The 22,741-nt window shown below is 61.5% G+C and carries 21 protein-coding genes; 4 read left to right on the forward strand and 17 right to left on the reverse strand.

The annotated features are described in order from the left end of the window. Positions 1-166 precede the first annotated feature (166 nt). Complete coding sequence (gene tyrP, locus ACMGG9_RS16090; protein ID WP_163965848.1) at positions 167-1,375, forward strand: tyrosine transporter TyrP; 1,209 nt, start codon at positions 167-169, stop codon at positions 1,373-1,375. A gap of 61 nt (positions 1,376-1,436) precedes the next feature. Here the strand turns inward: tyrP and ACMGG9_RS16095 are convergent, their stop codons facing one another. Beyond that, positions 1,437-1,976, reverse strand: coding sequence for a YfaZ family outer membrane protein (locus tag ACMGG9_RS16095; protein WP_033643844.1), 540 nt, complete (start codon positions 1,974-1,976; stop codon positions 1,437-1,439). A gap of 338 nt (positions 1,977-2,314) precedes the next feature. Here ACMGG9_RS16095 and katA point away from each other — a divergent pair, with 338 nt between their 5' ends. Further along, positions 2,315-3,751 (forward strand): catalase KatA, encoded by a 1,437-nt coding sequence (katA, locus tag ACMGG9_RS16100; RefSeq protein WP_033651930.1) that lies wholly within the window; start codon positions 2,315-2,317, stop codon positions 3,749-3,751. 44 nt (positions 3,752-3,795) lie between these two features. Here the strand turns inward: katA and menE are convergent, their stop codons facing one another. The 8 genes from menE to idnO form a co-directional block, all read right to left on the reverse strand. Beyond that, positions 3,796-5,181: an o-succinylbenzoate--CoA ligase gene (gene menE / locus ACMGG9_RS16105; protein WP_342175405.1), complete on the reverse strand. Its 1,386-nt coding sequence runs from the start codon at positions 5,179-5,181 to the stop codon at positions 3,796-3,798. Beyond that, positions 5,169-6,152 (reverse strand): o-succinylbenzoate synthase, encoded by a 984-nt coding sequence (gene menC / locus ACMGG9_RS16110; RefSeq protein WP_414161564.1) that lies wholly within the window; start codon positions 6,150-6,152, stop codon positions 5,169-5,171. The genes menE and menC overlap by 13 nt, the downstream gene beginning before the upstream one ends. Continuing rightward, positions 6,152-7,009: a 1,4-dihydroxy-2-naphthoyl-CoA synthase gene (menB, locus tag ACMGG9_RS16115; RefSeq protein WP_033639797.1), complete on the reverse strand. Its 858-nt coding sequence runs from the start codon at positions 7,007-7,009 to the stop codon at positions 6,152-6,154. The genes menC and menB overlap by 1 nt, the downstream gene beginning before the upstream one ends. Positions 7,010-7,020: 11 nt before the next feature. Next, on the reverse strand, positions 7,021-7,791 hold the full coding sequence (menH, locus tag ACMGG9_RS16120; RefSeq protein WP_116286706.1) for a 2-succinyl-6-hydroxy-2,4-cyclohexadiene-1-carboxylate synthase: 771 nt from the start codon (positions 7,789-7,791) through the stop codon (positions 7,021-7,023). Further along, entirely contained in the window at positions 7,788-9,464 is a 1,677-nt protein-coding gene (menD, locus tag ACMGG9_RS16125; RefSeq protein WP_060660438.1) for a 2-succinyl-5-enolpyruvyl-6-hydroxy-3-cyclohexene-1-carboxylic-acid synthase, read from the reverse strand. The genes menH and menD overlap by 4 nt, the downstream gene beginning before the upstream one ends. A gap of 380 nt (positions 9,465-9,844) precedes the next feature. Further along, positions 9,845-10,156, reverse strand: coding sequence for a stress response protein ElaB (gene elaB, locus ACMGG9_RS16130; protein WP_033643850.1), 312 nt, complete (start codon positions 10,154-10,156; stop codon positions 9,845-9,847). A gap of 81 nt (positions 10,157-10,237) precedes the next feature. Further along, the gene (gene idnD / locus ACMGG9_RS16135; RefSeq protein WP_195880224.1) at positions 10,238-11,269 is read right to left on the reverse strand and encodes an L-idonate 5-dehydrogenase; all 1,032 of its coding nucleotides are present in this window, start codon (positions 11,267-11,269) and stop codon (positions 10,238-10,240) included. 23 nt (positions 11,270-11,292) lie between these two features. After that, positions 11,293-12,057 (reverse strand): gluconate 5-dehydrogenase, encoded by a 765-nt coding sequence (gene idnO, locus ACMGG9_RS16140; protein ID WP_033643852.1) that lies wholly within the window; start codon positions 12,055-12,057, stop codon positions 11,293-11,295. A gap of 268 nt (positions 12,058-12,325) precedes the next feature. On the opposite strand from idnO, the gene ACMGG9_RS16145 reads away from it, so the two are divergent. Continuing rightward, on the forward strand, positions 12,326-13,309 hold the full coding sequence (locus ACMGG9_RS16145; protein ID WP_414161565.1) for a LacI family DNA-binding transcriptional regulator: 984 nt from the start codon (positions 12,326-12,328) through the stop codon (positions 13,307-13,309). On the opposite strand, the gene ACMGG9_RS16150 is transcribed toward ACMGG9_RS16145, so the two are convergent. Together ACMGG9_RS16150 and ACMGG9_RS16155 are read right to left on the reverse strand one after the other, a co-directional pair. Then, the gene (locus ACMGG9_RS16150) at positions 13,289-13,798 is read right to left on the reverse strand and encodes a DUF1097 domain-containing protein (protein WP_033643854.1); all 510 of its coding nucleotides are present in this window, start codon (positions 13,796-13,798) and stop codon (positions 13,289-13,291) included. The genes ACMGG9_RS16145 and ACMGG9_RS16150 overlap by 21 nt on opposite strands. Positions 13,799-13,928: 130 nt before the next feature. Further along, entirely contained in the window at positions 13,929-15,164 is a 1,236-nt protein-coding gene (locus tag ACMGG9_RS16155; RefSeq protein ID WP_047574275.1) for an MFS transporter, read from the reverse strand. A gap of 288 nt (positions 15,165-15,452) precedes the next feature. Between ACMGG9_RS16155 and ACMGG9_RS16160 the strand changes: the two genes are divergently transcribed. Beyond that, positions 15,453-16,328, forward strand: coding sequence for a LysR family transcriptional regulator (locus tag ACMGG9_RS16160; RefSeq protein ID WP_414161566.1), 876 nt, complete (start codon positions 15,453-15,455; stop codon positions 16,326-16,328). A 59-nt stretch (positions 16,329-16,387) separates the two neighbouring features. On the opposite strand, the gene nuoN is transcribed toward ACMGG9_RS16160, so the two are convergent. From nuoN to nuoI, 6 genes are all read right to left on the reverse strand, one after another. Continuing rightward, on the reverse strand, positions 16,388-17,845 hold the full coding sequence (gene nuoN, locus ACMGG9_RS16165; protein WP_033635324.1) for an NADH-quinone oxidoreductase subunit NuoN: 1,458 nt from the start codon (positions 17,843-17,845) through the stop codon (positions 16,388-16,390). A 6-nt stretch (positions 17,846-17,851) separates the two neighbouring features. Continuing rightward, on the reverse strand, positions 17,852-19,381 hold the full coding sequence (gene nuoM / locus ACMGG9_RS16170; protein ID WP_033643857.1) for an NADH-quinone oxidoreductase subunit M: 1,530 nt from the start codon (positions 19,379-19,381) through the stop codon (positions 17,852-17,854). A gap of 95 nt (positions 19,382-19,476) precedes the next feature. Further along, positions 19,477-21,324, reverse strand: coding sequence for an NADH-quinone oxidoreductase subunit L (gene nuoL / locus ACMGG9_RS16175; RefSeq protein WP_004936005.1), 1,848 nt, complete (start codon positions 21,322-21,324; stop codon positions 19,477-19,479). Then, positions 21,321-21,623, reverse strand: coding sequence for an NADH-quinone oxidoreductase subunit NuoK (gene nuoK / locus ACMGG9_RS16180; protein WP_004936014.1), 303 nt, complete (start codon positions 21,621-21,623; stop codon positions 21,321-21,323). Before nuoK ends, nuoL begins: the two co-directional genes overlap by 4 nt. Continuing rightward, on the reverse strand, positions 21,620-22,177 hold the full coding sequence (nuoJ, locus tag ACMGG9_RS16185; protein WP_019453717.1) for an NADH-quinone oxidoreductase subunit J: 558 nt from the start codon (positions 22,175-22,177) through the stop codon (positions 21,620-21,622). The genes nuoK and nuoJ overlap by 4 nt, the downstream gene beginning before the upstream one ends. Positions 22,178-22,190: 13 nt before the next feature. Further along, positions 22,191-22,733, reverse strand: a complete 543-nt coding sequence (gene nuoI / locus ACMGG9_RS16190) for an NADH-quinone oxidoreductase subunit NuoI (RefSeq protein WP_025160170.1) — start codon at positions 22,731-22,733, stop codon at positions 22,191-22,193. Positions 22,734-22,741: the final 8 nt, after the last annotated feature.

Consider the following 22,741-nt stretch of genomic DNA (forward strand, 5'->3'; position numbering starts at 1 on the left):
CGCCATCGCGTCGTTCATCATGCGCCATGCCGCTCGCAAGGTTGTAAACTTTAATTTACAATGCGCGTAACGCCGGTTTGACACAAATTAGGGCTTCCACTATCCTGCCATCCTCATAAATCGTTACCTATAATTTTCAAAATCTTTCGGCTGGTAGAGAAAAAACGTGAAGAATCGCACTCTTGGCAGTGTTTTTATCGTGGCGGGCACCACCATTGGCGCCGGGATGCTGGCGATGCCGCTGGCGGCGGCCGGCGTCGGTTTCGGCGTCACGCTGGCCTTACTGGTCGGGCTGTGGCTGTTGATGTGTTACACCGCGCTGTTACTGGTGGAGGTTTACCAGCATGAGCAGGCGGATACCGGTCTGGGCACGCTCGCCAAACGTTATCTCGGCGGCGGCGGCCAGTGGCTGACCAGCTTTAGCATGATGTTCCTGATGTATGCCCTCACCGCCGCCTACATTAGCGGCGCCGGCGAACTGCTCGCCACCAGCATCAGCCAATGGACATCGCAGGACTTCCCTGTGTCGCTCGGCGTGCTGCTGTTCACCCTGGTGGCCGGCGGCGTGGTGTGCATCGGCACCCACTCGGTCGACTTGTTCAACCGCATCCTGTTCAGCGCGAAAGTGGTGTTTCTGGTGGTGATGCTCGGCCTGATGTTGCCGAATATCCACCAGACCAATCTGATGACGTTGCCGCTGGAGCAAGGCCTGGCGTTATCGGCCATTCCGGTGATCTTCACCTCATTCGGCTTCCACGGCAGCGTGCCGAGCATCGTCAACTACATGGGCGGCAACATTCGCAAACTGCGTTGGGTGTTCATCATCGGCAGCGCCATCCCGCTGATCGCCTATATCTTCTGGCAACTGGCAACGCTGGGCAGCATCAGCTCCGACACCTTCGTCGGCATTCTGGCGCAGCAGGCCGGGCTGAATGGCCTGTTACAGGCGGTGCGTGATGCAGTAGCTTCGCCGCACGTTGAACTGGCGGTGCACCTGTTCGCCGATCTGGCGCTGGCGACCTCGTTCCTCGGCGTTGCGCTTGGGCTGTTCGATTTCCTGGCTGACCTGTTCAACCGGCAAGATAACGTGCGTGGCCGCCTGCAAACCGGCGCCATCACCTTCCTGCCACCGCTGGCCTTCGCGCTGTTCTATCCGCGCGGTTTCGTGCTGGCGTTGGGTTTCGCCGCCATCGCCCTGTCGGTGCTGGCGCTGCTGCTGCCTTCGCTGCTGGTGTGGAAAACCCGCCAAAAGCATCAGGCGCAGTATCGCGTCTGGGGCGGCACCCCTGCGCTGGCGCTGGTGTTTGTCTGTGGGGTAACGGTGATCGCCATCCAACTGGGCATCGCCAGCGGCATGCTGCCGGCGGTCGGGTAAGCGACGAAAGACAAAGAATGATAAAGAGAAAGGGGCCGCAATGGCCCCTTTTTGCTGAGCGTCAGAAGCTCAGACCGACACCGACATAAGGGCCATCGGCCAGGGTGTTGTCGCGACGCCCGTCTTTGCCTTCCATCTGCATGTAACGGTAGCCCACGTCCACGCTCAGCGGACGGAACTTCCAGCGCAGGCCGCCGCTGGCTTCGTTATAGGCCTTCACGCCGCTGGTGAAAGACTCAGGGGCAAAGTAACCTTCGCCGTGCAGGCTGAAGTAACGGTTAATTTCCCACTCCAGGCCGCCGCCCAGCGCCACCGCCCCGCCGCTTTTCCCGTCTTTCGGGCTGAGGTACAGCGCTTTGGCGCCCACGGTCGCCGTCAACGGCCCCAGCGGCACGCCGAAGTTCAACCCCACGCTGCCGACGTTGCCGTCGTGGTCGCTGCGCGCCCAGTTGCCGGTCAGGCCCAGACCTGAAGAGCCGGTGCTCATGCCAACGCCCAGGTTGGTGTAGTGTTGCCCGGCTTCGCCCGACACGCTGATGGCGTTCGCCGCGCCGGTCACAAACAGCAATCCTGCCGCGCACGCGACCCAAGTCTTTTTCATCATCTTTCCCTCTGGTTTGTCATCCGTACCGAATGATCGAATCAACGCAAAATAATAACGTCATGAGTCTATACCAAAGCGCAATGAGTATTTAAGGGATAAAAGCGAAAAAATTCTTCAATAATCAAATAAATGTAAAAATTTGCAAACAAAAATCCATATTCGTCAAGGCGATGCCAACGATAACCGAGACCTATTTGCCGTCGCTCGGCAATAGGGCTACAACTAGTAGTGGCTTTGACCAAGGTCAGGGGAAGAAGCCCCGCCAAAGGACTATGCTGATGAACGCTTAAACCGCCCGAGTCTTTACTTAACTGCACTACGATAAGGAGCAAGTGATGAGCAAGAAAGGACTGACCACCGCAGCCGGCGCCCCGGTTGTCGATAACAATAACGTGATCACCGCGGGCAAACGCGGCCCGATGCTGTTGCAGGACGTGTGGTTCCTGGAAAAACTGGCCCACTTCGACCGCGAGGTCATCCCCGAGCGCCGCATGCACGCCAAAGGATCCGGCGCCTACGGCACCTTTACCGTCACCCATGACATCACCCGCTACACGCGCGCCAAGATCTTCTCCGAAATCGGCAAGCAGACCGACATGTTTATCCGCTTCTCCACCGTCGCCGGTGAGCGCGGCGCGGCCGACGCCGAACGCGACATTCGCGGTTTCGCCATGAAGTTCTATACCGAAGAAGGCAACTGGGATTTGGTGGGCAACGATACGCCGGTGTTCTATCTGCGAGATCCGCTGAAATTCCCCGATCTCAATCACGTGGTGAAACGCGATCCGCATACCAACCTGCGTAATCCGGTGTACAAGTGGGATTTCTTCTCTCACCTGCCGGAATCGCTGCACCAGCTGACCATCGACTTCAGCGATCGCGGCATTCCCAAGTCCTACCGCCACATGCACGGTTTCGGCAGCCACACCTTCAGCTTTATCAATGCCGCCAACGAGCGCTTCTGGGTGAAATTCCACTTCCGCTGCGAACAAGGCATTGAAAACCTGATGGATGAAGAAGCGGAAGCGATCATCGCCAAGGATCGCGAAAGCTCACAGCGCGATCTGTTCGATGCGATCAAACGCGGCGACTTCCCGCGCTGGAAACTGCAAATTCAGATCATGCCGGAGCATGAGGCCTCGCAGACGCCGTATAACCCGTTCGATCTGACCAAGGTCTGGCCGCACGGCGACTACCCGCTGATCGACGTCGGCTTTTTCGAGCTGAACCGCAACCCCGACAACTACTTCTCCGAGGTTGAGCAGGTGGCGATGAACCCCGCTAACGTGGTGCCGGGCATCAGTTTCTCGCCGGATAAAATGCTGCAGGGCCGCCTGTTCTCCTATGGCGATGCGCACCGCTACCGCCTGGGCGTCAACCACCACCAGATCCCGGTGAACGGCGCCAAATGCCCGTTCCACAATTATCATCGCGACGGCGCGATGCGCGTGGACGGCAACAGCGGCAACGGCGCAACCTACGAACCGAACAGCTTTGGCCTGTTCCAAGAGCAGCCGGACTTCAGCGAACCGCCGCTGAGCATTGAAGGCGCGGCCGACCACTGGAATCATCGTGAAGACGACGATTACTACAGCCAGCCGCGCGCGCTGTTCAACCTGCTGAGCGCCGAAGAGCACCAGCGCATGTTCACCCGCATCGCCGGCGAACTGTCGCAGGTGCCGGAACACATCCAGCGCCGTCAGGTCGAGCTGTTCACCAAGGTGCACCCGGACTACGGCGCCGGCGTCGCCAAGGCGTTGGGACTGAAATAACCCGCCGTCATCCTTCGCTCAGCCGCCCTTTCGGGCGGCTTTTTTTATGCCTGACGCAGGCGCTCCGCCACCCACGCCTGCAACCGGCGGCGCGAAATCTTGATGCCGCCGTTTTTCAGCTCGTCAGGCAGCGGAAGCAATGCCGTCGGGCGTTGGAAATTGGCGAGCTTATCCTGCGACCAGGCGAGCAGCGTCGCCAGCGACAGCGACGGATCGCCGTCGATCACCGCCACCGGCCGCTGGCCGAATTCGGCGTCCGCCACCGGCACGACAAACGCCTGTGTGATCTGCGGATGCGCCGCCAGCACGCGTTCGATATCTTCCGGCTGCACCCCTTCGCCGCCGCTGAAAAACAGGTTGTCCAGCCGGCCGAGAATTCGCAGTTCCCCCTCGATCATCGCGCCGCGATCGCGGGTCGGGAACCAGCCCTGCTCATCGGCCAACGGCTGCAGATGCCCATGGCGCCAGTAGCCGAGCGCCAGGCTGTCGGCGCGGATCCAGACCTCTTCATCCACCAGTTTTACCTCGCGGCCGCCGAGCGGCAGGCCGACGCCCGCCCGCGCATCGGCGCGCTTGGCGCACACCGTGGAGGCCAGTTCGGTCAGCCCGTAGCCGCACCAGCAACGGATCCCCGCCGCCTCCGCCCGTTCGGTCAGTTCCACCGGGATCATCGCGCCGCCGAGCAGCACCGCCTTCAGCGTCATGCCCGCCAGCGGTTGCGCCAGCAGCCGCCACAGCTGGGTCGGCACCAACGAGGCATGCGTGCATCCCGCCAACGCCTCGTTCAGCGGGTGCATCTCGCGCACCGCCAACCGGGCGCCCGCAGCCAGCCAGCGCCAGACAATGCCCTGTCCGGAGACGTGAAACAGCGGCAATGACAGCAGCCAGCAATCCTCGCGCTGAAACGCCATCAGCCCCAACACCCCGGCGGCGCTGGCCAGATGGTTGGCATAGCTGTGCGCGGCCGCTTTCGGCATGCCGCTGGAACCGGAAGTCAACGTCAGCGTCGCCAGACGCTGCGCATCCCACGTCGGCAGGTTTGGCCAACGCGGCTCGGTCGACGGCGGGGTCAATCGAATCACGTCTTCCGGCAGCGCCGGCAACGAGTCCGGGCCGAAGACAAAGGTCATATCCAATTCCGGCAACAGCTGCGCCAGCAGCGGCGTCGGCAAGGCGGGATTGAGCGGCAACAGGCGTGCGCCGCACTGCAACAGCGCCAGATAGGCCAGCAGCAGTGGATAGCTGTTTTTACCGCACAGCGCCACACCGCAGCCCGGTTCAACGCCCTGATGCTGGAAATCCGCCGCCAGCTCATCCACCTGGCTCTGCAACGCCAGCCAGCTCAGCGGTTGTTCGCCGAGCATCAGCGCCGTCGCCTGCGGCTGAGTGCGCGCCCAGTGCCGCCACGGCCAATCGTTCAACGGCGCCATAGGCACTCCAGCGCCGAGACATCCAGCAGCGGCAACGCGCTGCCCGGCCACGGGCGCAGCACCTGCGCCTGCATCAACCCCAGCGTGTCCAGGCCCGGCACGGTATCCGGCGTCAGCCAATGGGCAATGCGCGCCAGCTGGGTCAACCCCAGGCTGGATTCGAGGCTGGAACTGATCACCGCCGTCAGGCCCGCCGCGTGCGCCTGCGCCACCAGCGTCTGGCAACGCGCCAGGCTGCCGACCAGCGTCGGCTTGATCACGATGGCCGCCACGCCCGGCTCGGCCTGCACCACAAAGTCCGCCTCCCGCACGCTCTCATCCCAGGCGATGGCGATACCGGTCACCCGGGCGAAGTCGCGCGATTCATCACGGGTCTTGCAGGGCTCTTCCAGGAAGGCGATGCGATCGCGCCACGCCGGGTTAACGTACCTGGCGAAGCCGTCGGCCTTGGCGCGGGTCCAGCTGCGGTTGGCGTCCAGCCGCAGCCGCAGATCCGGCAGCGCCTCCAGCAACACGTTGACGATCATGCCGTCCCGCACCGCCTCATACAGCCCCACCTTCACCTTGGCGACTTTCTCGCCCGGCAAAGCGCTCAATGTCTCGAACAGCTCATCCGGATCGCCGGTGCACAGCGGCGCCTTGCGAAAATCCGCCTGCATCGGCAAACGCTGCTCCAGCTCGGCCTGCGCACAGCTGAGCCCAAAGGCCACCGAGGGCAGCGCGCTGTGCTCCGGTTCGTTGCCCGCCAACCACGCCTGCAGCCAGTCCAACGCGGCCTGTTCGGCCTGCGCCGGCGTTTCCCGGCTGAATTCCGGCAGCGGCGCGATCTCGCCCCAACCTTCACGCTCGCCCTGACACAGCTGCACCACCCATCCGTCACGCGTTTTCAACCGTTGATTGCGCAGCACCACGCCCGCCTCCATCGGCAGGCTGTAACGGTATAGCGCCGCGCTGCGGTTTGCCCCGCTCATTACGGGTTACGCTTGAATTTGCTGAAGTCCGGTTGGCGCTTCTCGTTGAACGCGTTGCGCCCTTCCTGCCCTTCGTCGGTCATGTAGAACAGCATGGTGGCGTTGCCCGCCAGCTCCTGCAAACCGGCCTGGCCGTCGCAGTCGGCATTCAGCGCCGCCTTCAGGCAGCGCAGCGCCATCGGGCTGTTCTGCAGCATTTCGCGGCACCAGCGCACCGTCTCTTTTTCCAGATCGGCCAGCGGCACGACGGTATTGACCAGGCCCATGTCCAGCGCGGCGGCGGCGTCGTACTGGCGGCACAGGAACCAGATTTCGCGCGCCTTCTTCTGGCCGACGATGCGCGCCATGTAAGACGCGCCCCAGCCGCCGTCGAACGAGCCCACTTTCGGGCCGGTCTGGCCGAAGATGGCGTTATCCGCCGCGATGGTCAGATCGCACATCATGTGCAGCACGTGGCCGCCGCCGATCGAATAGCCGGCCACCATCGCCACCACCGGCTTCGGGCAGGTGCGGATCTGGCGCTGGAAGTCCAGCACGTTGAGGTGATGTACGCCGCTGTCGTCGCGATAGCCGCCGTAGTCGCCGCGCACTTTCTGATCGCCGCCGGAGCAGAAGGCCTTATCGCCGGCGCCGGTCAGAATAATGACGCCGATGCCGTCGTCGTAACGGGCGTTGGCCAGCGCGTCGATCATCTCTTTGACCGTTTGCGGACGAAACGCGTTGCGCACCTGCGGCCGGTTGATGGTGATTTTGGCGATGCCGTCGGCGGACTTGTGATACAGAATGTCTTCGAAATCGCCGGTGCAATCCTGCCAGGCGATGGCGGCATACAGGTGTTCTTCATTCGGATAAAGCATGTTCGGTTCCTTTAACCAGGGTTAACGAGAAAGGTCTGCAGCTCGGCGACGAAATCCTGCGGATTGGCCAGATGCGCGTTGTGGCCGGCCTGCGGCACGATGCGCAACGGCAACCCGGCGTCGCGCGCCAGCCGTTGAAATTTGGGGTCGTTCTCACCGCACAGCACCCGCAGCGGCACGGTCAGTTGGCGCAGCTGCGGCGCCAGATAAGGCTGCCGCCCGAGCGAGGTGGCTTCGAGCATGTCGGCAATCGCCGGGCCGCTGTTGACCGAACGCGCGGCGATCAGCGCCTGGCGGTGCACATGGCTAAGCTCTTTGAACACCGGCTGCTGATACCAGTCCGCCAGGACTTCGGCAATCGGCTCACTGCGAAAACGCGCCGCCCATCGCGTATCCTGCTCGCAACGATCGCGGCGCTGTTGTTCGTCCTCAAGCCCCGGATTGCCGCCCTCGACGATCACGCCTTGCAGGCCGTCATGGCGGCCGTGGCAAGCGTGATACATGGCGATGCGCCCGCCGAGCGAGTAGCCCACCAGCCAATAACGTTCAATATTGCGCAGTTGCAGGGTCGCGGCGATTTGCGCGCTGATGTCGTCGAAGCCGCGGCAGCTCACCGCCACGGAATCACCGTGGCCGGGCAGATCGATGGCCAGCGACGGCCATTCCGGGCAACGCGCGGCGATCACCCGCCATTCATTGTTGTTGCCCAGCAGGCCGTGCAGCCATACCAGCCACGGACGCCCCGCTTCGCCCTGTTGCAAAATTCGCGTCGCCAGCATCATTGCACCGCCATCTGTTGCACCAGGAATTGCAGACTCTCGGCCCCTGCGCTCGGCGACACCTGCAGTTCTATCAGCGTGGCGCCGCCGCGCCGCCAGCCTTGCTCAACCGCCTGTTGCAGTTGGCGCCAGTTTTCCGGCCGCGCGTAGTCAAGCTGGAACATCGCCGCCGCGTGGCTGAACTCGACGTTCTGCGGCATGCAGTAAAAGCGTTGGCGCTCCTCGTCCGGCGTCGGCAACAGCGAGAAAATTTGGCCGCCGTTGTTATTGACGACGATCAGCACCGTCGGCGCCGAACAGTGGCGCAACAACGCCAGCGCATTGAGGTCATACAACGCGGAAAGGTCGCCCACCACCGCCAACGTCGGCCTGGCGGTGGCGCGCTGTACGCCGGCGGCGGTGGAAATCAGACCGTCGATGCCGCTGGCGCCGCGGTTGCTGAATACCGGGTAAGCGACAGGCAGCGTGGTTAACGCGTCGATCAGTCGCACCACCAGGCTGTTGCCGAGAAACAGCTGGCCGTTCTCCGGCAGCAGTTCCGGCAGGCGGTGCGCCAGCTGCGCTTCGCCAAAGTTATCGTGCAGATGCGTGGACGCCGCCGTCAGCGCCTTATCCGCCAAGACCGCCAGCCCGGCGGCCCACGGCGCGCGCGGTTGCGCCGGATGCTGCGCCAACCACTGCGCCACCCCGGCACGCAGACGCCGCCCCCGGTGCTGGGCCGGATCGAGCCGCCCCGGCAGCTCGTCGATGACCCAATACTCTTCCGGCCGACACTGCGCCTGCCACTGCAGCAAGCGTTTACCGGTCAGACTGCCGCCGAACTGCACCACCAGCTGCGCGTCTTGCAACACGCGCTGCGCCTGCGGATGAGCGAGCCATAAATCGGCGCAGGGCAGCGGTTGCCCGGTCTGCGACAGCACATCGCCGATCAGCGGCCAGCCCAGCGTCTCGGCCCAGTCGGCCACCTGTGCGCCCTCTTCCGCGCTCATGCGGCCAGCCAGCACCACGCCGCGTTTTTGCCGCCAGAAGAACCAGTCCGGCTGCGGCGACGGCGCCGCACGCGTCTCGCTTTCCTGCAGCCAAGGCCGATCGCTCTGCCACCAGTCGCCCAGCGCGGCGGACCAATCGGCATACTGACGTTCATCGCCGCCGTACAGCGGTTCGGCGAACGGGCAGTTAATATGCAACGCGCCGTGCTGCAGGCGCGCCATCGCGCTGTCGACGCTGGAGGCCAGCCACGCGGCCGGAATATCCGGCGTAGGACGCGGCAGATCGATCGCCAACGTCGGGTGGCTGCTGTAGAGGCCGTTTTGACGGATCGCCTGATTGGCGCCGCAGTCGATCAGTTCCGGCGGCCGATCGGCGGTGAGAAACACCAGCCGCTCACCGGTCAGGCCGGCCTCGATTAAAGCCGGGTAAAGGTTCGCCGCCGCGGTGCCGGACGTGACAATCACCGCTACCGGCTCACGCGCCGCCTTCGCCAGCCCAAGCGCCAAATGGCCAAGCCCGCGTTCATCAAAGTGGGTATGACAGATAAAAGATCGGTTGGCCGCAGCGGCCAGCGTCAACGGCGTGGAGCGCGATCCCGGAGCGATACAAACATGCCGCACCCCATGGCGGGCCAGCGCCTCGAGCAGCACAGCCGCCCACCGGCGATTAAAAACACTTGTCGACATAGTTCGCTCACAAGTCAGTTAGCAGAGATCGTCCCCGGCGCAGCCGACGGACGCCGCGCCTGTAGTTACGCTCTGTATTATATGAGGTGTTATTTTCACGGCTTTTGCGCCAGCGCAAAAACGCCGTATATCCCTGGGTGTTTACACCAGATAATTATTTGATTTAGAACAAAAAACAAACAATAAATACACAAACACTTTACACCTGCGGCGACATGGCCTCAATCCGTCCGCACAAAAAATAGGGGAATAGCGCCCCGCCTGCGGCGGCTAGCGGAAAGTATAGGCGGGATATGGAAGAACTATCGGAGAAACAGCGGGATGAAGCACACAGTCTGCAGAAAAGAACGAGGCGGCTTGCGCCGCCCCTGGGTCGTGATTTATTTGCGGGCCAGCAGCAGCCCCAGCACCAGCCCGACGGTGGCGCCGATGCCCACGCTGTGCCAGGGTTTATCCCGCACATAGTCGTCGGTGCGGTGCACCGCTTCTTTGGCGCGGGCATAGTAGGATTCGCCGGTGTTCACCCAGCGCGCCTTGACCTCACTCAGCGCCTGCTCGGCGTGCGACTTGATGTCGATGTAGGCCTGATCCGCGCGATCGCCGCTGTATTGCAACACTTCTTCCAGCGTTTCGGTCAGCATTCTCAGATCGTCATCCAGCGTAGTTTGCTCAGCATCCGTATGTCTTGCCATCGTGAGATCTCCGTGGTTGAAAAATTAAGCGTTCCTACACTATAGACAACGATCGTCACCTGCGGCCATCGGACTTTTACCCTAAAACACTAATTGCACCTTGGCGGCCTGGCGCTTGTCGCCGGCAAACTCCAGCGCCTGCGCCAGTTGGTCCCCGGCGAACTCCGCCGACAGCAGCGGCAGCGGATCGACCACATCGCCGGCCAGCCAGGCCACCGCCAGCGCGAATTCCTCCACGAAGCGGAAGGAGCCGAGCAGATTCAACTCCTTGGCGATCAACAGCATCAGCGGGAAATCAGGGAAGCTGCCGCCCATCCCGACCTGCACGACGGTGCCCTTGGCGCGCGTGACTTCCAGGCAGCGCTGCAGCGACGTCGGATGCCCTGCTGCCTCGAAAGCGATGTCGAAATAGCCTTTGTGTTGCTGATATACGCTGAAATCGTCGTCTGCGGCATGCAGACAGCGATCCGCCCCCATCTGGCCGGCGAGCGCCAGACAGCGCGGGCTGAGATCGGCGCAGACGATCTCGGCGGCGCCCAGCGCTTTCAGCGCCGCCACCAGCAAACAGCCGATCGGGCCGACGCCGGACACGAAAACCGTTTTACCCTTCACCGCGCCGGGCTGTTTCGCCGCGTGGATCGCCACCGCCAGCGGTTCGGCGAATACCATCACCCTGTCGTCGCGATCGGCGGCGTAAGGAATGCACTGCACGCTATCCACCACCTTGTATTGGGTGAAAGCGCCGTCGACGTGCGGGAAATACATCGCGCTGCCGAAAAAGCGCATTTCAACGCACTGATTGCTTTGCTGCGCCAGACAATATTTGCACTGCCCGCAGGGTTTGCTGGGATTGAGCGCCACCTTCTGCCCGATCGCCAGCTGCGGTGAATCGCTGGCGACCACCTCGCCGATCGCCTCGTGGCCCAGCACCATCGGCTGGCGTACCTGAAAATTGCCGACCTTCCCTTCCTGGAAGTAATGCAGATCCGAGCCGCAGATGCCGCCGCGGCGGATTTTCACCAGCGTGCCCTGCCCCTGATAATTCACTTCTTGCGCGATCACCGCCACGTCTCGTTTGCCGTTGACCATGCAGGACTGGGTTTGAATTTTCATCTCAACACTCCACGAAAGAGGGATTACACCGCGGCGGACATGCCGCCATCGACAAACAGCAGCTGCCCGTTGACGAAGCTGGAAGCGTCAGCGGCCAGGAACACCGCCGCGCCGATCAGCTCCTGCGGATCCCCCCAACGCGCGGCGGGCGTGCGCTGGGTCAGCCAGGCGGTAAAGGCCGGGTCGTCGGCCAACGCCTGCGTCATCTCGGTTTTGAAATAGCCGGGGGCGATGCCGTTGACCTGAATGTTGTAACGCGCCAACTCCACGCACATGCCGCGCGTCAGCATTTTCACCGCCCCTTTGGACGCCGCGTAAGGGGTGATGGTGTCCCGCCCCAGCTCGCTTTGCATCGAGCCGATATTGACTATCTTGCCGCGCCGGCGCGGCACCATGTAACGGGCCACGGTCTGCGACACGATGAAGACCGCCTTCTGGTTGACGGCGATGATGTCGTCCCAGTCTTGCTCCGGGAACTCGGTGAAGGGATGACGGCGCTGGATGCCGGCGTTGTTGATCAACACGTCTATCGCGCCGATGTCCGTTTCGATACGGCCGATGGCGGCATGCACCGCCTGAGAGTCGGTGACGTCGAACGCCGCCGCGTCGGCGCGCAGCCCCTCTTCGCGCAGGCGATCGGCGGCGTGCCGGGCATGTTCTTCGGTGGTGGCGTTGACCAGAATATGCGCGCCTTGCTGCGCCAGGCCGCGCGCCAGCAGAAAACCGATGCCGCGCGAGGCGCCGGTGATCAAGACGGTTTTGTTATCCAGAGAAAACAGGTTGTTCATGGTGATTCCCGGCCTTCAGGCCTCCAATCGGACAGGCCTCTATCTCAGCCGATTGTTACCGGTAAAAACGTGATGGAAATCACTGAAAATAATGTTACGAAACCCTGTTACCCTTAACGTGAACTCACGCAGACAGCGAGAGAACAAAGCCAATCTATCCAATTGAAAAATAGCCACTTTCAATAAAATCGCATGCGTTGTTATCACCAAATCGATTTGTTAACATACCGCTATCCACCCTTGCCGCGCCGCCCGTTAAGGCTACCGAATGAAACACCCCCGCGTAACGCTACAGGACATCGCGCAATTGGCCGGCGTGACCAAAATGACCGTCAGCCGTTTTCTGCGCACGCCGGACAAAGTGGCGGTCGACACCGCCGAACGCATTGCGCAGGTCATGCGGGAGCTGAACATCACTGACGCCGATACCGCACAGGCCGGCAGAAAACCGCGCATCGGCGTGTTGATCCCCTCTTTCAATAACCAGATTTTCGCCGATCTGCTGGCCGGCATCGAATCCGTCACCCAGGCGCGGGGTTATCAAACGCTGGTGGTGAACTACGATTACAGCCCGCAGCGGGAAGAAGAGCAGATTGCACAGCTGCTGGCTTATCCAATCGCCGGGCTAATCCTCACCGATTCGGCGCACACCTTGCGCGCTGAGACCTATCTCGCCGCCGCGAAAATTCCCATCGCGCAGGTGATGGATCTCGACGCGCCGCCGGGGCGGATCGCGGTGGGATTTGACAATGAACAGGCGGGGTATGACATGACCGCCGCGCTGCAGGCCAGCGGCAAACGCCATATCGTTTACTTTGGCGCCATGTCCGACGCCCGCGACATTAAACGTTACCAGGGTTACTGCCGCGCCATGGCGGCTCAGGGGCAAACGCCGCGCCAGATCACGCCGCATCGGGTCTCATCGGTTTCGATCGGCGCCGACATGCTGGCGATGGCGCGCGAACGCTACCCGCAGTTGGACGGTATCCTGTGCACCAACGACGATTTGGCGGTAGGCGTGTTGCAGGCCTGCCTGCGTCTCGGCGTGCGCGTGCCGCAGGAGGTTGCGCTATCGGGTTTTCACGGTCTGGATATCGGCCAGGCGACCACGCCGGGCATCGCCAGCGTGATCACGCCGCGCTTTGAGATGGGTAAGGCCGCCAGTGAACTGTTGCTGCAGCGGATCGCGGGCGAGCCCTGCGCCGAGCGTCTCGACCTGCACTACCGCCTCTCACTCGGCGGCACCGTTTGAGCCGGCATGCCGGCTGACCGGCTGTGCGGCGCGGGCTTTTTCGCTGCGCGCCGCCCACCACAGCCCGCTGTTTTTCATCGCATAGCCGAATAGCAGGCCCACCAGCAAAGAGAGCGTCACCAGCGGCCAGTCGCCGCCGCCGGCGAAGGTCGCACAGGCGCCGATAAAGGTGCCGGGCACGAACCCCAGCCATTGCTGTTTGGCCTGTATGCACATCAAGAACGCCACGGCGCCGGTCAGCAGATACCCCAGCAAATTCCATTGCGGCGCCAGTTCGCTGCCGTGGATGATGACCATTGCCCAGAAAACGCCGCTGCAGCAGGTCAACGCGCCGATCAACAGCCCTTTCAGGCCGCCCTGCGGGCAGGCGAAATAGGCCGTGCAGCCGAGAAAACCGGCCCAACCGATCAGGCCCAGACTGACGGCAACCCATCCCCAAACGCCGGACAGGATCCCGGTGGTGACGGCAATGGCGAAAAGAACGTTCATAAAGTGACCTGCAGCAAAAAGAAAGCGCGCAGTTTACCCGAAAACAGGCCAATTTATGCGATACAAATCACATCATAAATGTAATTAAAGAATAATTAATTATAAAAAATAGATATTCATCACAAAATAATTAGCAAGGGAACCCCACCCGGGACGTTTTCCATGCCAGCAACAGGCACACTGCGCTGCTGCTCAAGAACAGCAAATGGGTCGCCTGCTGCAGATCGACGCGATCGACCACCACGCCCAGCAAGATCGGCACCCAGTTGGCGATATAAGCGATAACGTAAAACAGAGAAAGCAAACGCGCATGGCTGGTCGGCGGCGAAATCAAGTTCACCAGGGTCGCGCTGCCGACGAAAATGGCGCCGTATGCATAGCCGGCCACCACCAGCCCCATCGCTGCCAGCCCCAGAGAATGCCACTGGATCGCCATGGCGAACACCACTGCCGCCAGCACCTGCGCCAGGCAACCGAACAACAGCGAATGACGGGCGTTAACGCGGCGGCTCAGGATCTGGCTGATGCCGGCGATCAGCAGATACACCGCAATCGCATAGCCAAAGACGCCACGTTGGTGCATGCCTAACAGCGTTTCCGCCACGCCGGGGCCGATTGCCAAAATACTGGCGGCCAGCGCCCAACAGACAAACAGCGCGCCGGCGCACACAAAGAATTTACCGCCGGTAGCGCGCAGGCCATCGAGCAGCGTGCTTTTTTCCTGTTCGGCCGGCGCAGCGCGGGCCGGCGACGCAACCTGGCCACGCGGCCACAGCAGCATGACGCCCAACGCCGCCATGGCGGCAATGGCCATGATGAAAACGAACGGCAGCGTCGTGGGATGAAAACCGGTCTGCAAAGCGATGCCGCTGAAGATCGGCCCCAGCGCTAATCCGGTGGTGAATGACAGCGTTGCGATTAACGCCGCGCTTTTACCGCCGTCGCGCGGCCCAAACCGCACCAACGCGATGTTCGCCGCGCCGGTCAGCGCCCCGGTGCCTACCCCGGCCAGCAGCCGCGCCATCAGCATCATGGCAAAGGTATCAGCCAGCGCGAACAGCAGCGCGCCGCTCAACACCACCAGCAACGCCGGCACGATCATGCTGCGTAAATCCTTTACTTTGCCGGCCAGATTGCCGACGCCGAACAAAGAGATCAGCACGCCGGCGGCATAGGCGCCGTAGATGACGGTCAGACTGACCGAGCTTAGCGCAAGCTGCTGCTGATACAGCGGATAAAGCGGCGTCGGCGCGCTGCTGTTCAGCAATGCCGACATCAAAGCCAGCGCCAGGAACAGTAAAATGGCCGTGCGCGACGCCTGTGCGTTTGCTGGCGCCGCGTCCTGGATGGCGGTATTTTCTGACATGCTTCCACTCCCAAAGTCGGCAGGCGGCGGCCTGCCATCGTCGTCTTTCCTCACCCGGTCTGCCGGGAACGGCGCTTATCATAGCGTTACGGCGACGGGCGAAGTATCGTCAAGAATGAATCACCCTGATGCATTCTTGCATCACCGGAGAAATAACCGCCGATGTGCGTGCCGTTGACCGTCTTTCTCTCCCTCCAGGCGGAACAACGCTTTATGATAGATACCGGTATCGTTCGCCCGGCCCGCACTGCTCCCCTGGCGCCGACAAATCTGCAGAGAGGAAATGGCATGATGAATTGGGATGACGCGCGCTTCTTTCTGGCCGTCGCACGCTGCGGCACGTTACGTAAAGCCGCCAACCAGCTGCAGGTTGATCAAGCGACCGTCGGCCGACGTCTCATCGCCCTGGAAAACTCGCTGGGTTCGAAATTATTTATCCGCACGCCAAAATCCTTCTCCCTCAGCCCGCTGGGCGAATCCATGCTGGCGGACATGATGAAGATGGAAAATGCCGTGCAGGCGATCGCTCGCAAAGCCGCCGGCGGCGACGAAAGCCTGTGCGGCAACGTGCGCATCGCCACCACCGATACCCTGGCCGAAGCCTTCGTGATACCGGCGCTGCAAGATCTGCGGCAACGCTATCCGGCCATCACCGTCACGCTGTTGACGGCGCTGAACATCACCGATATCGCTTACCACAGCGCGGATCTGGCGATCCGCGGCGCGCGCCCCGATGACGATGAGCTGATCATCAAACGCTTAGCCACTATCGAAATGGGCCTGTACGCCAGCCCGCACTATCTGGCGCAACGCGGCATGCCGGTCAAAGGCGAGCAGCTGCGCGGCCACGATCTGCTGATGTTCCCGCGCGAACTGGTGCCGCGCCACTGGAGCAATTTCGGCGGCGAGACCCTGTTCGAGCCCAACGCCGTGCTGCAATGCAATTCGCAGCTGTTGTTACGTTCGGCCACCCGCAGCGGGCTGGGCATCGGGCTGCTCTTGTCGTGCCTGGCCGACCACGACCCGGAACTGGTGCGCCTCTTTCCCGAGAGCAAAGACTGGGTGGATATCTGGCTGGTGCTGCACCCCGATTTGCAACGCGCCGCTCGCGTGCGCGCGGTGGTGCAGGCGCTGGAAACGTCGTTTAGCGCCCATTACGGCTGAGTGCCGTTTCTCCATAAAAAAAGGCCGCCGAAGCGACCTTTTTACCGTCTGAAGCGTTATCAGAACGTCGGCTGCGCCATCTGCACCAGCGAAATCAGCGGCTGAGGATAAACCCCCAACAGCAGCACCAGCGCGGCTGAGATCAGCACCACGACGCCACCGGCGGTCAACGCCCAGTTGTTCGGGGTGTCGCGCTGCAGCGATTCCGGCGCGCTGAGGAACAGACTGACGGTCACGCGCAGGTAGTAGTACAGGCCGATGGCGCTGCCTACCACGACTGCGCCGGTCAGCCACCACAGGTGCGCGCTGACGCCCATCGCGATCACGAAGAACTTACCGATAAAGCCCAGCGTCATCGGGATACCGGCCAGCGACAGCATCATCACCGTCATTACCGCGGACAAGATTGGCTTGTGCCAGAACAGACCACGGTAAGAGAACAGCGAATCCGCATCCGGGCCGCGGTATGGGCTGGACATCAGGCTGACCACGCCGAAGGCGCCCAGGCTGCTGAACAGGTAACCGGCCAGATAAACGCCGGCGGTTTCCAGCGACAGCTGATGAGTTTGCACCGCAATCAGCGCCACCAGCAGGTAGCCCAGATGAGCGATCGACGAGTAGCCCAGCAGACGCTTGATGTTGGTCTGGCTGATGGCCATCAGGTTACCGAACAAGATGGAGCAGAACGCGATGATCGACAACACCATGCGCAGCGCTTCGTTGTCGGCGGCCGGGGCATACAGGAACAGACGCATCACGACCGCAAAGATCGCGATCTTGCTGGCGGTCGCCAGGAAGGTCGAGACCGGCGCAGGCGCGCCCTGATAAACGTCCGGCGTCCACAGTTGGAACGGCACCAGCGACAGCTTGAAGCCCAGACCGACGATCATCATGCCCATGCCGGCCAGGATCAGCGGCTGGTGCATCATGTTTTCCTGCAGGCTCTTGCCGAGGCCGGCCAGCGACAGATCGCCGGATTCGGCGTACAGCAGCGCCATGCCGAACAGCAGGAACGACGACGCGGCGGCGGACAGCAGCATGTACTTGATGGCGGCTTCCAGCGGGCGCTTCTGGCGGTAGGCGTAGCCCACCAGGCCGAACAGCGGCAACGAGATCAGCTCGATACCGATGAACAGCGAAGCCAGATGGTTGGCGCTCGCCAGCAGGATGCCGCCCATGGCGGCGATCAGCACCAGCAGGTAGAACTCTTCGCGGTTATCCGGATAGCCGACCAGCCACGGATAGGCGAAGGTGCAGGTCGCCAGACTCGCCAGCAGCACCAGCCCGGTGTAGAACATCGAGTAACCGTCAACCCGCAGCAGCGGGGTGACGTCCATTGGGCCTGCCTGGCCGACAAAGTACAGCGAAAGCAGCGCCAGGTTGAGACCGATCACGGTCAGGGTGGCGTTGATAAAGTGGTCGCGTCGCCACGCAATGCCTAGCATCACAACCACCACCGTCAATCCGACGATCAACAGCGGCAGCAGTGCGATCAGTTGTTGAGGAGTTATTGTCATGGCGAATTACGGCCTTGTTGTTGAAATTGCTGAAACTGACGAACCAAACCAATGTTGCACGTTGCTCATCGCCGCGTTGGAAGTATCCAGAATCGGCTGCGGGTAAACCCCCAGCAGAACCAGCAACACCACCAGCAACAGAATGATGAACAGTTCGCGCGCGGTCATGCCCTGCAGCGGCTGGTCGGATTTAGGCGCACCGTAGTAAGCGCGCTGCATCATGATCAGCGAGTAAACCGAAGCGAACACCAGACCGAAGGTGGAGATCACGGTGATCACCGGCACCACCTGGTAGCTGCCGAACAGAATCATGAATTCGCCGACGAAGTTACCGGTACCCGGCATCCCCAGCGTAGCCACGGCGAAGAACAGCGACAGCGCAGGGATGAACTTGATGCGCCCCCACAGGCCGCCCATCTGGCGCATGTCGCGCGTATGCAGACGCTCATACAGCTGGCCGCAGATGATAAACATGCCGGCGGCGGACAGGCCGTGCGCGATCATCTGGATAACCGCGCCCTGGTAAGCCAGCTGGCTGCCGGTGTAGATGGCGATCAGCACGAAGCCCATGTGCGATACCGAGGTGTAAGCAATAAGGCGCTTAATGTCGGTCTGCGCGAACGCCATCCAGGCGCCGTAGAAGATGCCGATCACGCCCAGCCACATGGCGATTGGCGCGAACTCGTGCGAAGCCTCAGGGAACAGCGGCAGGCTGAAACGCAGCAGGCCGTAGGCCGCGGTTTTCAGCAAGATGCCCGCCAGGTCGACGGAACCTGCGGTTGGCGCCTGGCTGTGAGCATCCGGCAACCAGCCGTGCAGCGGCACCACCGGCATTTTCACCGCGAAGGCGATGAAGAAGCCCAGCATCAGCATATATTGCACGTTGTGGGACATCGGCGTTTGCAGCAGGTCTTCGTAATCGAAGGTCCACACGCCGGTGGCGTTATAGTGCACGAACACCAGGCCCAAGATCGCAATCAGCATCACCAAACCGCTGGCCTGGGTGTAGATGAAGAACTTGGTCGCCGCGGTGATGCGGGTTTTACCGTCCGACGCCTTGTGACCCCACAGCGCGATCAGGAAGTACATCGGCACCAACATCATTTCCCAGAAGAAGAAGAACAGGAACATGTCGATGGCGAGGAACACGCCGATAACGCCGCCCAGGATCCACAGCAGGTTGAGGTGGAAGAAGCCCTGATACTTCTGGATTTCACGCCAGGAACAGAGGATCGCCAGCACGCCCAGCAGACCGGTCAACACCACCATCAGCAGCGACAGACCGTCCAGCGCCAGGTGGATGGAGATGCCGAAGCGCGGGATCCACGGCAGCAGGAATTCGCTCTGCCACTGCGGAATGCCTTTCGGCGTGGTCAATGTATAGCCGCCCTGCATCCACAGCTGCAGAGAGAGCGCCAACGTCAGCCCCATTGCGATCAGCGCTATCCAGCGCGGCACCTTAGTACCGAAGCGCTCAAGCTGCCAGCACAGCAGACCGCCGATAAAGGGGATAAGAATTAGCCAAGGTAATAGCATGGCGTTTTGTGTCCCTTATACGAATAATTTCAAACTTTGTACGTAGCGCCTGCCCGGCGCTACGCCCGAAAAATGCGTCTGTTTAAATTATTCAATTAAACCAAAATCAACAGAGCCAATACGACCACTGCACCCACACCCATAGACGCTATATACCAACGCACCTGACCGTTCTCGCTCACCGTCAGACCGCGGTTCCCCCAGCGGGAGAAGACGGCCGGCAGGTTCATCAGCGAGTTCAGCGGATCGCGTTGCAGCAGCTTCGCAATGCCCAGGTACGGCTTGACGAACACTTTGTCATACAGCCAGTCGAAGCCCCAGGCATGGAACCACCAGGTCGAGAAGAAACGACCCGGCGCGCTGTTGGCGATGCTGTTGACCAGGCTGCGTTTGCCCAGCCACAGCGCGGCCGCCAGCAGAATGCCGACGATAGCCACCACGCCGGAGGTGATTTCAAGCCGCAGCACGCTGCCGTGCGCCAGCTCGGTGGTCTCCGGCAGCACGCCCTGCAACGGCGGCACGATCATCGCGCCGACGAAGGTGGACAGCACCAGCAGAACCAGCAGTGGCAAGTGGTGAGTGATGCCTTTACCGGCATGCGCTTTGATTTTCTCTTCGCCATGGAACACGATGAAAATCATACGGAAGGTGTACAGCGAGGTCATGAACGCACCGACCAGGCCGGCAACCATCAGGTTGATGTGGCCGTTGGCCATCGCGCCCGCCAGGATCTCGTCCTTACTGAAGAAGCCGGCCGTGACCAGCGGCAACGCAGACAGCGCCGCGCCGCCCACCAGGAAGCAGACGTACACCAGCGGGATGCTCTTGCGCAGACCGCCCATCTTGAAGATGTTTTGCTCGTGGTGGCAAGCCAGGATCACCGAACCGGACGACAGGAACAGCAGCGCCTTGAAGAACGCGTGGGTCATCAGGTGGAAGATCGCCGCGTCCCATGCCTGCACGCCCAGCGCCAGGAACATGTAACCGATCTGGCTCATGGTGGAGTAAGCGAGCACGCGCTTGATGTCGGTCTGCACCAGCGCGGCGAAGCCGGCCAGCAGCAGAGTGACCGCACCGACGATGCCCACCAGGTGCAGCACTTCCGGCGCCATCAGGAACAGGCCGTGCGTGCGGGCGATCAGATAGACGCCCGCGGTCACCATGGTCGCCGCGTGGATCAGTGCGGAAACCGGGGTTGGGCCCGCCATCGCGTCCGCCAACCAGGTTTGCAACGGCAGCTGCGCCGATTTGCCGACCGCGCCGCCCAGCAGCATCAGGGTCGCCCAGGTGATGGCCGTGTCGCCCACCGCCAGTTTCTGCGGCGCCAGGATCATCAGCTCGCGGATGTTCAGCGTGCCCAGCTCGTTGTAGAGGATGAACAGCGCGAACGCCAGGAACACGTCGCCCACGCGGGTCACGATAAAGGCTTTCATCGCCGCCGCGCCGTTGGCCGGATCTTTGTAGTAGAAACCGATCAACAGGTAGCTGCACAGGCCCACGCCTTCCCAACCCAGGTACATCAACAGCAGGTTGTCCGCCAGCACCAATACCACCATGCTGGCGATAAACAGGTTGGTGTAAGCGAAGAAGCGCGAATAGCCCTCTTCACCGCGCATGTACCAGGAAGCGAACATGTGGATGAAGAAGCCGACGCCGGTGACCACCGACAGCATGGTCAGCGACAGGCCGTCCAGCACCAGGGTCACGCCGATATTGAAGTTGCCGACGGCCATCCAGGTCCACAGGCTTTGCTCGAACAGCTGCACGCCGGCGGCTTTCTGGGCGAAGAAATCCATCGCCACATAGACCGTGACCAGCGCAGCCAGGCCGATAGAACCCACGCCGACGGTGGCCGCCGTGTTTTCAGACCAACGACCGCGGGAAAATGCCAACAGCAGGAACCCGATCAGCGGTAGCAGAATTGTTAAATATAATAGGTTCATCCGCGCATCTCACTGACAGTATCAATATTCAGGGTATGACGACGACGGTAGAGCTGCAGCAGCAGCGCCAGGCCGATACTGGCCTCGGCTGCCGCCAGGCTGATCGCCAGGATGTACATCACCTGTCCGTCCGCCTGGCCCCAGTAGCTTCCCGCCACGATAAACGCCAACGCCGCAGCGTTGATCATCACTTCCAGGCTGATCAGCATAAACAGCAGGTTGCGGCGCACCAGCAGCCCGGTCAGCCCGAGCACAAACAGGATAGCCGCCAGGATCAGGCCGTGTTGAAGAGGGATCATGCTTGCTCCTCCGATTTTCTTCTCGCCATTTCGCCACTCGCCGGCGCGTTGCTCAGCACCTCGCCAGGCTTGTGTTCGCGGCCGATATGGAAGGCGACAACCAAACCCGCCAACAGCAGCATTGAAGCCAGCTCAACCGCCAGTACGTAAGGCCCGAACAGGCTGATGCCCACCGCCTTCGCGTCGACCATCTCACCGCTGATACCCTGATCGGATACGCTGCGGATCGCGACGATCAATACCACCAGCAGCGCCAGCGACAGCAGGCCAGGCCCGATCCACACCGTCGGCTTCATCCAGTCGCGCTCTTGCTGCTGCACGTTGCCGAGGTTCAGCATCATCACCACGAACACGAACAGCACCATGATGGCGCCCGCATAAACGATGATTTCCAACGCGGCGGCAAAGTAGGCGCCGAGAGAGAAGAAGACTGCCGAGATCGCCAATAACGAGACGATCAGATACAGCAGCGCATGCACAGGGTTGGTATGGGTGATCACGCGAATCGTCGCGGCCACCGCAATCAAACCTGCCAGATAAAATGCAATTTCCATGCTTGCTGGCTCCTTAGGGCAACAGACCTTTGACGTCGATCGGTTTGGCTTCGTTTTCGGCTTCGCCTTTGGCTTTGCCGTCAATCGCCATACCGGCCATCCGGTAGAAGTTATATTCCGGATATTTACCCGGCCCCGAGATCAACAGATCTTCTTTTTCGTACACCAGATCCTGACGCTTGTACTCACCCAGTTCGAAATCCGGCGTCAGCTGGATAGCGGTAGTCGGGCAAGCCTCTTCGCACAGGCCACAGAAAATGCAGCGCGAGAAGTTGATGCGGAAGAACTCCGGATACCAACGGCCGTCTTTCTGTTCCGCTTTTTGCAGCGAGATACAGCCGACCGGGCAGGCAACCGCACACAGGTTACAGGCGACGCAGCGCTCTTCGCCGTCCGGATCGCGCGTCAGCACGATGCGGCCGCGGTAGCGCGGCGGCAGGTAAACCGGTTCTTCCGGGTACATCTGGGTTTCACGCTTGGCGAAGGCATGCATGCCAATCATCCAAATGCTGCGCACCTGGGTGCCGAAACCAACCACTAACTCTTTCAATGTCATGGTTTATT

It is taken from the genome of Serratia sp. BNK-10 (assembly GCF_047456065.1).
Lineage (GTDB): Bacteria > Pseudomonadota > Gammaproteobacteria > Enterobacterales > Enterobacteriaceae > Serratia > Serratia ureilytica.